The 15742-nt window shown below is 43.3% G+C and carries 10 protein-coding genes and 1 other RNA gene; 1 reads left to right on the plus strand and 10 read right to left on the minus strand.

Annotated features, from left to right (window positions below):
- Positions 1–221: 221 nt before the first annotated feature.
- From BLA28_RS16755 to deoC, 5 genes are all read right to left on the minus strand, one after another.
- Positions 222–1046, minus strand: a complete 825-nt coding sequence (locus tag BLA28_RS16755; RefSeq protein WP_009252291.1) for a YihY/virulence factor BrkB family protein — start codon at positions 1044–1046, stop codon at positions 222–224.
- A gap of 76 nt (positions 1047–1122) precedes the next feature.
- Positions 1123–3753, minus strand: coding sequence for a SpoIID/LytB domain-containing protein (locus BLA28_RS16760; protein ID WP_069158239.1), 2631 nt, complete (start codon positions 3751–3753; stop codon positions 1123–1125).
- 146 nt (positions 3754–3899) lie between these two features.
- Positions 3900–4084, minus strand: a non-coding RNA gene (gene ssrS / locus BLA28_RS16765) — 6S RNA.
- Between the two features lie 103 nt (positions 4085–4187).
- On the minus strand, positions 4188–5987 hold the full coding sequence (locus BLA28_RS16770) for an aminopeptidase P family protein (RefSeq protein ID WP_069158240.1): 1800 nt from the start codon (positions 5985–5987) through the stop codon (positions 4188–4190).
- Between the two features lie 45 nt (positions 5988–6032).
- Complete coding sequence (gene deoC, locus BLA28_RS16775; RefSeq protein ID WP_044967150.1) at positions 6033–6695, minus strand: deoxyribose-phosphate aldolase; 663 nt, start codon at positions 6693–6695, stop codon at positions 6033–6035.
- A 302-nt stretch (positions 6696–6997) separates the two neighbouring features.
- Here deoC and BLA28_RS16780 point away from each other — a divergent pair, with 302 nt between their 5' ends.
- Entirely contained in the window at positions 6998–8368 is a 1371-nt protein-coding gene (locus tag BLA28_RS16780; RefSeq protein ID WP_044967111.1) for a citrate/2-methylcitrate synthase, read from the plus strand.
- A gap of 154 nt (positions 8369–8522) precedes the next feature.
- Here BLA28_RS16780 and thrC read toward each other — a convergent pair whose 3' ends face one another.
- The 5 genes from thrC to BLA28_RS16800 all read right to left on the minus strand — a co-directional run bounded on the left by thrC (position 8523) and on the right by BLA28_RS16800 (position 15490).
- Positions 8523–10016, minus strand: coding sequence for a threonine synthase (gene thrC / locus BLA28_RS16785; RefSeq protein ID WP_069158241.1), 1494 nt, complete (start codon positions 10014–10016; stop codon positions 8523–8525).
- A gap of 316 nt (positions 10017–10332) precedes the next feature.
- A complete protein-coding gene (gene lanM / locus BLA28_RS16790) occupies positions 10333–13215 on the minus strand; it encodes a type 2 lanthipeptide synthetase LanM (protein WP_069158242.1) in 2883 nt (960 codons plus the stop codon).
- Between the two features lie 92 nt (positions 13216–13307).
- On the minus strand, positions 13308–13451 hold the full coding sequence (locus tag BLA28_RS33805; RefSeq protein ID WP_009252284.1) for a hypothetical protein: 144 nt from the start codon (positions 13449–13451) through the stop codon (positions 13308–13310).
- Between the two features lie 15 nt (positions 13452–13466).
- Positions 13467–14777: a sensor histidine kinase gene (locus BLA28_RS16795; RefSeq protein WP_069158243.1), complete on the minus strand. Its 1311-nt coding sequence runs from the start codon at positions 14775–14777 to the stop codon at positions 13467–13469.
- Positions 14774–15490 carry a LytR/AlgR family response regulator transcription factor gene (locus BLA28_RS16800; protein WP_009252281.1) on the minus strand — a complete coding sequence of 239 codons (717 nt, stop codon included), beginning with the start codon at positions 15488–15490 and terminating at the stop codon, positions 14774–14776. The genes BLA28_RS16795 and BLA28_RS16800 overlap by 4 nt, the downstream gene beginning before the upstream one ends.
- Positions 15491–15742 lie beyond the last annotated feature (252 nt).

The following is a 15742-nucleotide window of genomic DNA, read 5'->3' on the forward strand; positions in this document are numbered from 1 at the left end:
TATCGTTAATGTAACACAATCCCCGATTTCTGTCAATAGACGCTGCACACAATCTTGCAAAAGCATCCCAATCCCGTTATAATTAGATTGTGCAGCCAGTTCCGGGAGGAGTGCAGCCGGCCGTTTCTTATGGAAACAGCCGTGTATCGCTGGTGTCCGGTCTCACACTTATGAATCCCGAGAACACGCAGCGGCTGGCTGCCTTTTCTTTTTATTCTGCCTTATCTTCTCTCCTTCTCCAGGATTCTGCGGAAGGGTGTCAGGAATCTGTTAATATGGGCCCCTATCAGGAACAGATAAAAACAGAAATAAAGCCAGAGCATTACAATAACGATGGTCGTCAGGCTTCCGTACATATCGAACCCGTTGAACTGCTGGATATACATGGAAAATCCCCAGGAAAAAATATTCCATGTCGTTGCGGAAAACACAGCGCCAGGTATCTGGTGGGAAAATTTCAGCTTACAGTTGGGGATGTAGGTATACATCACCGCAAAAATAAGCGTCATCATACACCATGAAAACAGCCCCCTGAAATGCAGCAGCAGGGCAAACAGATCTTCCATCTGGGGGACATGCCGCACTATCGTATCCGCGAATAAATTCCCGAATACCATTACTATCAGCAAAAATATAATCGTTATCAGAAAGATGATCAGATAAAAAGAGGCGATAATTCTCTGCAGCACGTAATTCCTATCCTCTACCACGCCGTTCATGGCGTTTAATCCTCTCATCAGCGCCAGCACACCTTTTCCTGCCGACCAGACCGTAACAATAGCCGCGATACTCATCACGCCGAAGGTACTGTCATAAATACTTTGTATCAGTGAAGTCAGAAGCGGAGAAAGGGTCTGGGGCAGAAGCGTTACCGCCGTTATAATATCCGACTTCTTTATCGGCGTATACGGTAAAATGGAACATATCAGCATGAGCATGGGAATGAGGGACAAAAAGAGGAAAAAGGCCGTGCTTGCCGCATATGCATTTACATTCGCACGGGACATCTGTCTTCCAAACCCTCTCAGAATTCTGTAAATTCTCATTAACCTGCTTTTCCTTTCCTTTGCTTATTTTAAGCTCTGCGGAAAAAACGCTCTTTCCCCGCACAGCAGACGGCGGTCAGTAGACCGCCTTAACTCCGCTTCCTTCATAAAAGAATCCCAAAATAGAATCACTGTCGCAGCCGTCCGCAGCCATGCTCCGTGCGCCATTCTGGCTCAGGCCCACCCCATGGCCAAATCCGCCGCCAATCAAACTATATCCTACCACATAGCCGTCCTCTTTTCCAGTTTCCAGTACGATAAATGCGCTGGGCAGCAAAGCAGCCGTATTATACTCGCTTCCGTCCTGCCGGATCACCTTACTGGTTCCGTTGCTGAGCACATAACGGATATTATGCTCCGACTTGATCATGAGGGCACCGTTCTCCCCTTCAATTACAAGCTCCTCCGCCACACCGCCGGCATTCCTGGCCGCGATATATATGTCGGTAATCCTTCCCGGATCCACAGGCGCCTGATTCACAAAGCTGCCGTCCGCCTGCCGTACATAAACAGAACCCGGGCTGGCATCATAGCGTTTGACAACATTGGCATACATAAGGGTATTATCCAGCTGATCCACCTGGTAGGTCCAGCGGTACCATGCCTCTTCCCTCTCAAAATCGGAATCTCTGGTTCCCCGGATAAAGGCTTCAAAATTCGCTTCCTCGGTCATGGAATCCGCAGTCTGGATATCCTCTTCCTTTACGGTATCGTCAATCGTATCTCCCTGGGCATCTGTCACACCCGCCACGTTCACCGCCTTTCCCTGCAGATAAGGGAAATTATCCGGCACGGAATTCAGCCAGATCCCCGTATTGGTCCCATAGCCGCAGGAGGTGGAATAATAATAGGCTTCCGCCAGCTGATCCCCGTAATACAGCAGTTCTCCCTTGGTTTCCTTCACCGCTTTAGTAGTTTCCACATTTTCCATAATATTATTATAAACCTGGAATCCCGCGCTGTCGTCCACATGGGCTCCGTAAGCGGGCAGACCCGCGTGAAGCATTTTGGCATAAGCATAGGTCCTGGCACATACCGCCTGGGCTTTCAGAGCCTCTAACGGATAGGAGGATGGCATTTCACTCGGCACCACCGCATACAGATATTCCTCCAGCAGCACCTCATTGATCACCACGATCCCGTCCTGCTGCTTCTCCAGTTCCAGGCTTCCCCTGTAAGAAGGCACTCCCTGGCTTCTTTTTACATTCATAAGACTGATATGCCCGGTTAATACCGCAGGCTCTATCCGTATTCTCTCCGCCGTAAAAAGCTCACTGTCTTTGGCGATGGTCAGTGTCTCTCCCGCCGGAACCACTGATGTCTGCTGTTCACCGTAGGGCCCGGTGATTACCGAAAGATCACAGTCCGCCTTCAGTTCCAGCGAATCGTGGAAGGCGCTTCCGAAATCCGAGGTCTTTACCAGCACGCGGATATTCTCCATCGCCTCTTCCTTTACCACAAGACAGGCCTGTATTTCTCCGTCTTCAATGACAAAATCCGTAAAATCATAACCGATACACAAATCGGTTGTAAAATATTTCTGCAGCTTGCCGTAAAGACGGTATATTTTTAATTGATCCGAAAAAGGATAAAAGCCGCAGCCTTCAATTTCCGCCCCGTTATCCCGAATTTTCAGGAGCTTGCCGGACACCTTATCCATATGCACCTTTACGCCTGCGAGCGAACCGTCCGCAAAGCTCAAATCAGCCACCTGCTCCCTGGCTGCTCCCAGAGCGGCCGCTTTCTCTTCAGGCGCCGAAATGGTGATTTCATAATCATTCCAAAAACAGCGGAGGGAATCCGTTTCCACCTCCATGATCCATATATTCGAAATTTCCGTCTGTGTCCCGGTTTTCTCCCTCAGCGCATACAGCACGCCTTCCCGCTCCACCGCAACAATGGGCTGCCAGAGACATTCCGGGATCCGGTCACTCATATAAGTGTATACACTTTCCAGCGAAATCAAAGCATTATCTTCCAGCCGGTTTCCATCTGCGTCGGAAACCGAACCGCCCAAACCAATCGGCGTCAGATCCATATCCTGAATCCTTCCGTCTTTATCATAAACGGCCCTCACCGCGTCGAAATAAGGATACCAGTCATCCTGAAGGACTTTATCCTTATTCCGGTAGCCGCCCGGAAGCTCATATGCGCAGTCCGGAAAAAGACCGGCAATGTCTTTCCATTGTGCAAAGGTCAGCATACCATCGCTTTGGGCTGCCGAATCACCGGAAAAAACAGCCGCTATCGTTTTGCTGTCCGATACACCCCCGGTATCCGCCAGAAGCCAGGTCAGATTCCCCGCTTCCTGCAGCGAAAGGTACTCTCCTTCCGTACGCGGGATTGTCATTTCCACAAGGGAACGTACCAACAGCAGAATCAGAAGCGCCACTCCCAAAATAATAACGGCCAACTTCATCCAGCGGCCTCCGGAAGTATTTTTCGGAGCGGCCGCCCTGTAACTGCCGTAACGTTTTCCATAACCATGGGAACTTCTCACAGCCGTTGAACGGAACGCTTTTCTGCCGGCATTCATACGCGCCGCACGGCTTCTTGCCGCATGCTCCGCCTCTCTTTTGTCCGCTTCCTTCTTCGCGTCCAGGAATCTGTTATGTCCCGGCGCGTCCGAATTACGGGTGTTCTGATTTGACAGCCTTGATTCCCGGCCAGTTCTCCTACTGCTTCCCTGTCTTCCGCCTTTTTCCATATACTCCCCTTACATCTTTGAATCCCATCCATTTCCAGATAATTTTCAGGCACGCCGCCCCGCAAACAACCCTATGTATTTAAGCTCACAGCGGACAAGCCGGCACACTTGAAAAAAAGCAGCCTGTAATGGCTGCTCTTATCTTTTGTATCCCCAAAATGCCGGCTCTTGTCTTTTGACTCCTAGCTGACTGCTAGGTGGGTTACCGCAACCGGCGCTTCTGCCTTCCCCTGCGCAATGAGGGCCTGACATCCACGCGGCAATGTAGGAGTCCCGTTTAAAGTAACTGTAGGTTCAAAACAACAAGAGTTATCGAACATTTCAGGTTAGTTATATTATATCCTGATTATAATGAAATTACAACAGTAAAAAAAGGAAAGGAATGTCCGGCCCGGTTGTAAGGTACAACAGGCCGGAAAAACTGACGATAAATTTTAAGAAATTTCCCGTGTTTCTTTTTTGAGCCATTCTCTTTCTTCTTCATTAAGCAAAGGCGAAATTTTTTCATAAACAGCCTTGTGATAATCATTCAAAAGCTTCAGCTGTCCGGGCTCCAAAAGGGATGGCTCGATTCCGTCCAAATCAATGGGTACATAGGTCAGGGTATCAAAATACATGAACTGTCCGTCACCGTTCTTTACTCCATTTTGCGCCACCATTACATTTTCGGTCCGGATACCGTGACTTCCTTCTATATATACTCCGGGTTCATTCGTCACATCCATTCCCGCCTCAATAACGGCTTCTGTCTGACCTTCCGTAAAACGCCAGCGGATTCCCTGGGGGCCTTCATGGACATTCAGGATATAGCCTACGCCGTGTCCCGTCCCGCATTTATAATCGATATTCCTGTCCCACATGGGCTGTCTGGCCAGAATATCCAGGTTTCTCCCCGTACAGCCATAAAGGAATCTGGCGTTCGTCAGCTGCAGCATTCCTGCCGCTACCGCAGTGAAATGTTCTTTTATCTCAGCGGAAACAGGGCCAAGCACGATGGTTCTTGTCACATCTGTGGTTCCGCCCATATATTGTCCGCCGGAATCCACCAGCAGCATTCCTTCCGGAGAAAGCTCCTTGCAGCTGCCTTCCACAGCCTCATAATGCATCATAGCCGCATTTTCCTTATAGCCGCTTATCGTGGGGAAGGAAAGATCCAGATAACCGTCAATTTCACTCCGCAGATGATCCAGATACTGTGCCGCCGTCACCTCTGTTATTTTCATTTTTCCCACGTTTTTCTTAAGCCAGTATATGAACTTACATACCGCGGCACTGTCTTTCAGATAGACCTCCTCCATATGTGCGAGTTCCACCTCATTCTTAATGGCCTTCATCAGCTCCGTGGGATTCTTACCGTCCTTACACTCCCCTTTTTCACGAAGGGTGCAATAAAGAGCGTAGCTGGTATTGCGTCCGTCATAGAGGACTTTCTCTCTTTCCGTCCTGCTCTGAAGGAAGGGAACTATGTTATCATAGTCTTTGAGCGTTATGCCATATTTCGCAGCATGTGCCCTGAGTTCCGCCGTTATTTCCGTATCCTGGATAAAGAAAAAGCATTCCTTCATGGTAATATAAGCGTAAGAAAGAGCAACGGGATTGCATTCCACATCGCCGCCCCGGATATTAAACAGCCACATCAAATCATCCAGCTTGCTGAGGAGGAAAGCATCGGTCTCTTCCTTCTCCATGGCCTTCCGAACATCTTCCAGCTTTTCTCCGGCGCTTTTTCCGCATATCGCCTCATCCAGCACCATGACCGGATGGCTGGGAAGCGACGGTCTGTCCGTCCAAACCTCATCTGCCAGATCTTTTCCATAGGCAAACGTAATTTTCTTTTCCTCAAGGATTTTTTCAAGGCTGCAGCCAAAGGCCGTATCAACCACCCTGCCGTCAAAGCCTAATGTCTGCCCTTCCTTCATATGATCCTTCAGATATTCCTTAATGGTGGGAACCCCTTCATCCAGCATCCTGAAAAGAGTGATTCCCGTTCCCTCCAGTTCATTTTCCGCCTGGATAAAATAACGACCGTCCGTCCAAAGGCCCGCTTCATCACGGCTTACCACAAGCGTCCCGTTGGATCCGGTAAAACCGGAAAGATATTCCCTCACCTTAAAATAAGTATCCACATATTCAGAATTGTGGAAATCCGCGGTGGGCACCATATAATAATCGACCCCCGCCCGTTCCATAGCTTCCCGGAGCTTGGCTACACGATTCCGGATTGTCTGGTTCATAATATTTCTCCTTTACATTTACTATTATTTCCGAAGAAAGCCCTCTTAATAATCTCCGGCTTCCTCCCCTTTCAGAAGTCCTACTGCGGAGGAAGTGCCGATCCTGTCGCAGCCTGCCTCCAGGAACATTTCCAAATCCTCTCTGCTCTTCACTCCTCCGGCTGCCTTGATTTTCACCGAAGGTCCGATATGTTCGCGGAAAAGCCTCACATCTTCCAGCGTGGCTCCTCCGGTACCGAAGCCTGTAGAAGTCTTGATATAATCCGCTCCCGCCTTTGTTACTGCCTGGCACATGGCAATTTTCTCTTCTCCCGTAAGATAGCAGGTCTCAATAATCACCTTCAGCACATGGCCGCCGCAGGCTTCCTTCAGCGCGCGTATTTCCGCCTCTACCTTACCATACTGATGATTCTTGACATCACTGATATTCACCACCATGTCAATTTCATTCGCACCGTCCTTAAGGGCTTTTTCCACTTCAGCCAGCTTTGCGGCGGTTACGCTGTAACCCAGCGGGAATCCCACAACCGTACAGATATTCAATGTATCGAATTTATCATGTACCCTTTCCACATAACAGGGCGGGATGCATACAGACGCTGTTTTATACTCCACAGCTTCCTCACAGAGAATTCTGATGTCCTCCCATACAGCATAAGGTTTTAAAAGGGTGTGGTCAATATGTCTTAATATTTCTTTTTTATCCATTTTCGTACACCTTCCTTTACTTTTTTATTCTGAACATGTGACCTTTTCATTCCGGCTTACAGCATCAAAAAAATATGCTGTAAGCCGCCTATTATTGTAATACAATACGCACAAAAAAGCTATCCCGAATAGTGAACAAAATGTTAAATGTTTCTAAATAAATACATTTTTTCTTGTTTCGAATTGTTATTCATGTTATTATGTAAATTATCTACTTTCCTTTTTTAACGTGTCAAACCAAAAAAGACCGGATGGAAAGGAAAGCAGGGATAATAAATTTATGAGGAAAGGTGGTTGATTGAATGGAAGAACACAACAGCTATTCTGATGTTACTCCTGAAATCGTACGATTGGCTGAATTAAGCAGGGAAGCAGGTGTCATTGATTCCGAGCTTTTCACAAAATACGATGTCAAAAGAGGGCTTCGCGACCTGAACGGAAAAGGCGTACTGGCCGGACTCACCAACATTTCTGATGTCCGTGCGACAAAAATGGTGGATGGTAAATCGGTCCCCTGTGATGGTCACCTTTTTTACAGAGGTTATGAAGTTAACGACCTTGTAGAAGGTTTCCACAAGGATCATCGGTTCGGATTTGAGGAAGTTACATACCTGCTGCTCTTCAACAAGCTGCCGGATAAACAGGAACTGGCAGAATTTGAGAAGCTGCTTATTTACTACAGAAGCCTTCCCACAAGCTTCGTGAGAGATATTATCATGAAGGCGCCCAGCAAAGATATGATGAATACCCTGGCAAGGAGTATTCTCACTCTTTACTCCTACGACGACAGAGCGGATGATGTTTCTCTTCCCAACGTACTGAGACAGTGTCTGCAGCTCATCAGCTTATGCCCTATGTTATCTATTTATGGTTACCAGGCTTACAGCCATTATCATGACGGCAACAGCCTCTTTATCCATCAGCCTATGACGGAAGGATCCATGGCGGAAAACATTCTGCACATTCTTCGTCCTGACAGTTCCTATACTCCGCTGGAAGCCAGAATTCTTGATATCTGTATGATTCTTCATATGGAACATGGCGGAGGTAATAACTCCTCCTTTACCACTCATGTAGTTACCTCCTCACTGACAGATACATACTCCGTAATGGCAGCTGCAATTGGTTCCCTGAAGGGTCCCCGTCACGGCGGCGCTAACATTAAAGTTATGCAGATGTTTGAAGACATGAAAAAAGAAGTAAAGGACTGGACCGATGAAGAAGAGGTATCCCGTTATCTGGAACGCCTGCTGAGCAAGGACGCCTTTGACCATGCCGGTCTCATCTATGGTGTAGGCCATGCGGTTTATTCCAAATCTGATCCAAGAGCGATTATCCTTAAAAGCTTCGTGGAGAAGCTTTCCGAAGAAAAGGGACTTCATAAGGAATTTGAACTTTATAATCTTGTTGAAAAGCTTGCTCCCTATGTTATTTCCGGAGAAAGACAGATGTACAAGGGCGTAAGTGTAAACGTAGACTTCTATTCAGGCTTTGTTTACAATATGCTGGGGCTTCCCACCGAGCTGTACACTCCTATTTTCGCCATCGCAAGAATGGTCGGCTGGAGCGCTCACCGTATGGAAGAACTGGCTAACAACGGAAAGATTATCCGTCCTGCATATAAGACCGTATGCCAGGAAAAGGAATATGTTAATCTTGCAGATCGTACTTAATCAGCTGCTGCATCCGGAGATTTTTTCTCCGTTCATTTTATACAGTATCCTGATACATAAAGTAAGCCGGCGCTTTGATGCGCCGGCTCTTCTTTTATCCTGGACAATGCCCGCAGTATTCTATATGCCGCCGACAGCCATTTCTTTTACCTTCTTATAATTTCAGGAAATCCCTCACCACATCCTTCATCCCGTCTTTCTCACAAATCGCGGTATGCCTTACCGGAGCAGACCTGATCTCTTCAACCGCTTCAGGAACTTCTACGTTAGCCAGCTTTGATAACTCATCAACCAATTCAAAATCTCCCCATGCCGCATCGCCGTATTTAGGATCAACCGCCTGCATAACACTTCTGGCAAACTTAAACGGACTGGCTGTGGATGCAATCACCGTCAGTGTGTCTTTGTCTCCCGTAGAAGCCTTATATTTGTCATAAACAGCGGATGCAACCGCCGTATGAGTATCAATCACATATCCCGTATCTTCGTACAAAGCTTTTATCTTACTGAATGCTTCCTCTTCCTTCGCAAAATTGCCATAGAAATCATCCAGCTTTTCCTTCATCTCCGAAGTGATCTCATATTTTCCTTCTCCGCTGAGAGCCTTCATGAGGGCTTCTGTTTTCATCGGATCATCCCCTGCTATCCTATAGATAAGACGCTCCAGATTACTGGAAATCAGGATGTCCATGGAAGGGGAGCTGGTGAGAACAAAGTCACGGTTACGATCATATTCTCCGGTGGAAAAGAAATCATAAAGCACCTTATTTTCATTGGATGCACATATCAGTTTATTAATGGGAAGACCCATATTCTTCGCATAGAAGGCTGCAAGGATATTCCCGAAATTACCAGTGGGCACCGCAGCATTAATCTTCTCGCCCGCCGCAATCTTGCCCTCTGCCAGCAGCTGTGCATATGCGTATACATAATAAACAATCTGAGGTACCAGACGTCCGATGTTGATGGAATTGGCGGAAGAGAACTGATATCCCTTATCTGCCATCTCCTTTTCCAGATCCTTATCGGAAAAAAGCTTTTTCACGCCTGTCTGGGCATCATCAAAATTGCCATGAATGCCTACAACAAGGGTATTATCCCCTTTCTGGGTGACCATCTGTTTTTCCTGAATCGGGCTCACTCCGTTCTTCGGGTAAAAAACAATGATCTTCGTTCCCGGCACATCTGCGAAACCGGCCAGGGCCGCCTTTCCGGTATCTCCGGAGGTAGCTGTCAAAACAACGATATCCTTATCCGCGTGGTTTTTCTTTGCCGATGTAATCATAAGATGAGGCAGGATGGACAGCGCCATATCTTTAAAGGCAATGGTCTTTCCATGGAAAAGTTCCAGATAATAAGCCCCTCCTGCTTCTGCCAGAGGTGCGATCACTTCCGTATCAAACTTGCTGTCATACGCATTGGCGATACAGTTCTTCAGCTCTTCCTCCGTAAAATCGGTCAGAAACAGCTTCATAACCTCATAGGCCACTTCCTGATAGGTCATGGTACTTAATTCCTGCAGCGTTTTATCCAACGCAGGGATTTTTTCCGGTACAAAAAGGCCTCCGTCCTCGGAAAGTCCTTTCAGAATCGCCTGGGAAGCGCTTGCTACAGCATTACTTCTGGTACTTCTGTATAAGATCTCCATTTCACAATCTCCTCACCGCCTGCCTGGCAGGCTTAATTTCTCCTATGATTTCCATCCGGTAAACCGGACACTTCAAAACCGGGCTTTGCCGGATTCCGTGGGACATGAAAAGGACTCATAAAGCGCGGCATCCGTTGTTTTCACCCGTCAGTTCATCAGTATAGCATACATTCTTTCTTGATGCAATCCGTTTCTGACACACTTTTGTTTTTCCTGCAAGGACAATGCTGGCAAACTTCTTGTTCCCTGCTGCTATCCTTCACTAATTTCCCAACTATTAACTTTTTCCGGCAGCATGTTTTTCGGTATCCTTCACTCATATATCACACAACATAATATCCGGCAGAGAATCAACTCCCGCCAGCTTCAGACAGGCATATCCGATACCGGCCATTCCATTCATCATTCCCTTTGCATATTTTTCCTGAGGCATGATATGACTGTGCTCCAATTCATCCAAAGTTGCCATAACAAGAAGATCCTTAATATATTTCAATCCACTGCTGCTGTTATATTCCATAAATTTATCCAAAAGGAGCAGCATTCCCAGATTCCCATGGCAAAGACACATACCTTTTCTCATCTGCAAAGAAAGGAAACAGCTCTCCGCCCGCGATAAATCCTGCTTAAGACGCTGTTCCAGTTCCACTCCTGCATATGGAAGACATGCGAGTCTTGACGCCGTAATGCCTCCAAAACCATGGCACCAGGCGCAGGCCTGATATCTTTCATCACCTTCCTGCCGCAAATCAGCCCAGTTATGATACTCTTCACTATACAAGCTGTCCTCATATTCCAAACAGCCTATAATCAAGTCATCATATTTGTCAGTGTTTAATAAATAGGATAGCTTTATCAAACCCGGAATCATTCCGCTGTTTCCATGGGACATACCTGCCAATACCGCCTGAGAAGCTTTATTTATCCATCCAAATCCTGTACCCTGACTGACAGCATGCGCCGCCACAATATCCCCTGCCTTTTCCGCTTCTTTCAAATACTGAATATCCTGAGTGAAAGAATACATCCCGCATAATACCAGAATAGCCCCTGCGTTACCATAAACCAAATCAAAAACAGTATCCTTAACCAACAATTCTATCAACAGTACTGCATGCTTCCTGGCATATTCCAGAAAAATATCGTCCTCTGTCATTCGGTAAAGAAGCTGATAGGAATAGCACAACGAAGCTTCTCCGCAAAAAATTCCCGTATTTTCTGACAATAGCCTTCTTCTGTCCCTCAAACAGCTATCAGTATATTGGAACATTGTATTTTTTACAGCATCGCAGAGTGCCTTCAGTTTTCCGGATACACGATTTATACTATAAAGAAAAACAGCAATACCGGACATTCCATTATAAAAATACATGTCTCCATCCACTATATGAATTCTTTCCTCTTTCACACCTGCCAATAATGGTTCTATCCAACTGACAGTCTGCCTGTCCTTATCCCATAATGCTTCCTTTTCTATCTGCGCCGCAATCTCCATTGCCTTGTGTAAAAAAAATTGTTTTTGTTTTTCGGGATCTTGTTTTTTATCTACCTTCTTTACAGGAAAATGACTATTTACAAACTCTTCTTTTCCGTATCCGGATAATTCTATCACCATACGGATAATCTGCTCTTGTCTGCTGCAATCCAATCTTCCCGCTTTTTCCATTCTAAAACGGAAACAATCTGTAAGTGATAGGGAAAAGTATTCATCAATTTCTTCTTTGCGGGATGTAAAAAGAGAATGACTGTTCATTTCTGTAAAATAATAAGGAATATCACCTTCTTCCAAATCTCTTATTCCATATTCCACAGCCTGCTTTTCTTTTAGGGAGAGTCCATTTTTGTCTTCATAAACATGTTCAAGCAGTTCCCTTCTTTTTTCGGCACTTTGTAATACCATAGGATGACCACTGCCTGACAAAAGCATAGTATATCTCTGTGTATTTTCCAGAAGTACCCTGATCCTGCATTCCAGGCTTTCCTTTACAAATAAAGCTGTAAAATTACTCTTATTTTCCATAATAAAATTGTATGCTTTTCGAAAGCCATCACTGATATCCGTCTCATATGCAGCCGCAGATATCCTGCTGCCATTCAGCATTACCTGATTATCAGCGACAGGCATTTCCGGATAATCATAAGCTATTTTCATATCCGAAGTCTTATCGTTAATAACTCGTGCAACTTTAATTGATGCTTTTTGCCCCTCCCCGCCATTCAGTATATTTACTTTTGTGCTTCTTGACGGATCAGGCAGGATTCCGCTGAACAGGACTGAATACCCTTCCTTTGTACCATCTTTCCCTCCCGCCTGAGTACAAAACACCTCTACATCTACCGGTACCGGATATTCCCCATGCGCAATAAGATTTTCATAATGAAGATCTCCTGTACCCAGGAAATAACTCAGGCATATACTTACACCCAATCGTTGGAAATAACGATTAATCTGCTCCGGTTCCATGCAGCTTTCCGCTTCTACATATTCGACCCAGCCATAATTCTCACGCAGCACACATCCATAGGAATATTCATTCATACCTATTCCTTTATATAGATGATTCAGCAAGACAAGAAAAGCCTTTTCGGTCTGAACAGGCCGGGGTTTATATAAAAATTTCTGCCCTTTATCTGTTTCTATTTTTAACACACACTGACCTTCACAATGAAAATCAGAACCCACACTGGAAACAGACACTATGTTTCCCAAAGGTCCGCCTCCAATTATGTTTTTCTCTATTTCCGTTCTGTCTGCATTCAGACGCTTCCACATATCACTTAAAAATTTCGCAGATTGACTAATAGTCCTTGTGATATTTTGTTTCAACAATGGATATACCTGAAAAAGTTCTTCTCTCATCTCCTGTTTTACAAGAAACTGTTTCTGAAAGTATTCATACTCTTCACCGCTATTATTGCCTTTAAGCCGTCCAGCCGCCTTATACATGCTCATCTCTACAATTAAAGCTCTTACACATACCGCATGGAGACGTGAAAGAATGAGTTCCGGAATACCATTGCAGAACATATCAGGATTATAGATTGAACCCAGTTCTTCAATGAATTTTTTCTTTGTTTCTGCAAGGAAGTGGAGATAGAAAGCACCAAAAGTATATTTTTGAACAATTGAAAATTCTCTATTACTTAAAATATCAATATCAGTATATCCTAATAATAATTTTTTACCTTCATCTATCATATCATGTATTTCCTAACTATCTATATTCATTTTAGTTATCTATAAAACAGAAAAAAGGCAAGATGTCTAATTAAGCATCTTGCCTTTTAACCTTAACAGCAGAAAATTGAAAGAAAAGGAGTGGACTCTGTATTTGCAGGTATTTGATTAGAATTCATCATTTCTTTTCCTGATTCTTCCACTTCAAACAATACATTTCCTGCATTTTCCATAAACTGTTCTCTTTCGTTACCCATTGGTTTCATCCTCCTTTAATTAAATAGTGATATATAAATATAAAATATATCCGCTTCCCAATTGTACTCAAATATGCCATTATACTTATTTACTGCAGTTTTAACACTTTCCATCCCAATCCCATGAAGTATTTTATTCTTTTTAGTACTTTCCAATTTATCTTTTGAAATTTTAATTTCACCATTATAAATATTAGTAACATTAATAATAGTAGAACAATCATTTTGACTAATGGACATCTCTATCCATTTTTCATCATTCTGTACTTTTATACACGCTTCAATTGCATTATCCAATACATTGGCCAGAATTGCACACCAATCTATATCCTGAATTATACCTTCTTTTATATCATGTGCATTGATAATAAATTTAATATTATTGTTATGGGCTTTTTCTATCTTATCATTTAGGATAATATCCACTATACGGTTACCCGTATATTTTTTATGTTCCAATTCTAAAATAGGTGCATTTACTTTCTTAATATATTCTTCTGCCCTATCTAAATTTCTATCTGCTATTAACAATGATAGTACTGATAAATGATTTTTCATATCATGAAAAATTCTATCTCTTTTCTGATATAATAATAACATTTCATGATAATTTTTTTCTAACATTTCATTTTGACTATTCATTAACTGCATTTCATTTTTCTTTTCTATATACATTATATAGACTATTACAATAATAAATGTTAATACCAAAATTATAGGAAATAGAGCAAAGTAAACATATATCTTTCCTTCTTCCCTGTATGCGGGAATAAATACTTTTTCACAACTAAATAATCCTAAATATTCTAAAACTGCAAACCCTATTAAGAGCATTCTATAGTTAAAACATAGATTATTAACATGTATTTTATATTTTCTTAAAATGAATAACACTATCAATAGGAAACATCTAGTAATACCTAAAATAATAATACGTTCTAAATTTATATGAAATTGGATATAGTCTACAAAATCTATTGAATCTAGTAAAGCCTGTCCAATATAACCCAAAAAAATATCAGAAAAATAAATAGATTCAAAATATAATGTCGAAACCAACAGACACCTTGTAAATGTAATATTATAAAAAAATTTACCAATGCATACTGCTAAGAAAATGCACAAAAACATAAAGTAACGGGAATACATTCCGCCAACTTCTCTTTGAAAAATCGTCAAACCACAAAATAGTATAAGTGTAATAATAAAACCTATACGTTCCCATAATTTATTGCGTTTTTGCTCGTAGAAAAGATTAAATATATAATACAGCCCACATACCTCAACAGCACAAAGCACCCCTTGCGCTATTCTTAGCCAATTCACATTCTATCCCTCCAATAACCATGGATAGTTTCCTTCACTTCCCTGATATGTGTCCTGCCAACCTGGAACTTCTTTCCGTTTCTGAGCGTAATTTCTTTGTTCTCAAGCTTAATAATATGTTCGATATTTACGATGTAACCTCTTTCAATACAAATAAACTCTTCCGAATCCAGCTGCAGGAAAACCTCCTGCAAAGTCTTTCGTACCGGGACTTCCCTGTCCTTAAGTACAAAGACAGCGTTCTTATTATTTTTATAAACGTAAATAATCTCTTTATATTCTATCCTCTCAAAGCGAGAATTAGTTTCAACAAAATAATATTTTTCATTCTTTTCCTGCATTTCACCAAAAATCCCCAGAAGAGTCGCCTCAAGCTTCTCTTCCAGGAGATTCTTTGGGATATAGGAAAAAGCTTTTACTTCATATCCTTCCACGGCATATTGTAGATATGAAGTAATGAAAACCAGATAGGTTGCCTGCGCAGATGCCCGGATCTTTTTTGCAAGATCCAGTCCGTTCATTTGTGGCATTTCTATGTCCAGAAAACAGATATCGTAATGAAATCCTTCTTCCAGATCAAAGTAAAAAACCTCCGGGTTAGGGAAAAGTCTGACCTCGCACAAAACATTTCTGCCATCAAAGAACGTATGCACTTTTTTACGCAGGAGCAGAAGGAAGTCGGTATTGTCGTCGACCAAAGCAATTTTAAGCAATACTTACTCCCTCCCATCTGCTTTTCGTCCCAATCATATCAGCTAAAAAGGAAATTTTATCCATTTGTCCTTCAACTGCACGTTTTTGACCTCAAACGGCACTTTTTTATTATAATATAAATAAAGCAATAAGAAAATATATAAATTAAATTCTTTCTTTTCCTTTTCAAATAATATAAAAAGACAAGATGTGTAACGGAGCATCTTGCCTTTCACCTTTTCTGAGACAGCAGAAAAACACCGCCGTCTTTA

The organism is Eisenbergiella tayi (assembly GCF_001881565.1).
GTDB classification, from domain to species: Bacteria; Bacillota; Clostridia; order Lachnospirales; family Lachnospiraceae; genus Eisenbergiella; species Eisenbergiella tayi.

Coding starts and splice junctions, on each gene's coding strand:
- thrC (WP_069158241.1), bottom strand. CDS start 10,016: ATGGAGATCTTATACAGAAGTACCAGAAGTAATGCTGTAGCAAGCGCT.
- BLA28_RS16760 (WP_069158239.1), bottom strand. CDS start 3,753: ATGGAAAAAGGCGGAAGACAGGGAAGCAGTAGGAGAACTGGCCGGGAA.
- BLA28_RS16780 (WP_044967111.1), top strand. CDS start 6,998: ATGGAAGAACACAACAGCTATTCTGATGTTACTCCTGAAATCGTACGA.
- deoC (WP_044967150.1), bottom strand. CDS start 6,695: ATGGATAAAAAAGAAATATTAAGACATATTGACCACACCCTTTTAAAA.
- BLA28_RS16770 (WP_069158240.1), bottom strand. CDS start 5,987: ATGAACCAGACAATCCGGAATCGTGTAGCCAAGCTCCGGGAAGCTATG.
- BLA28_RS33805 (WP_009252284.1), bottom strand. CDS start 13,451: ATGGGTAACGAAAGAGAACAGTTTATGGAAAATGCAGGAAATGTATTG.
- BLA28_RS16755 (WP_009252291.1), bottom strand. CDS start 1,046: ATGAGAATTTACAGAATTCTGAGAGGGTTTGGAAGACAGATGTCCCGT.
- lanM (WP_069158242.1), bottom strand. CDS start 13,215: ATGATAGATGAAGGTAAAAAATTATTATTAGGATATACTGATATTGAT.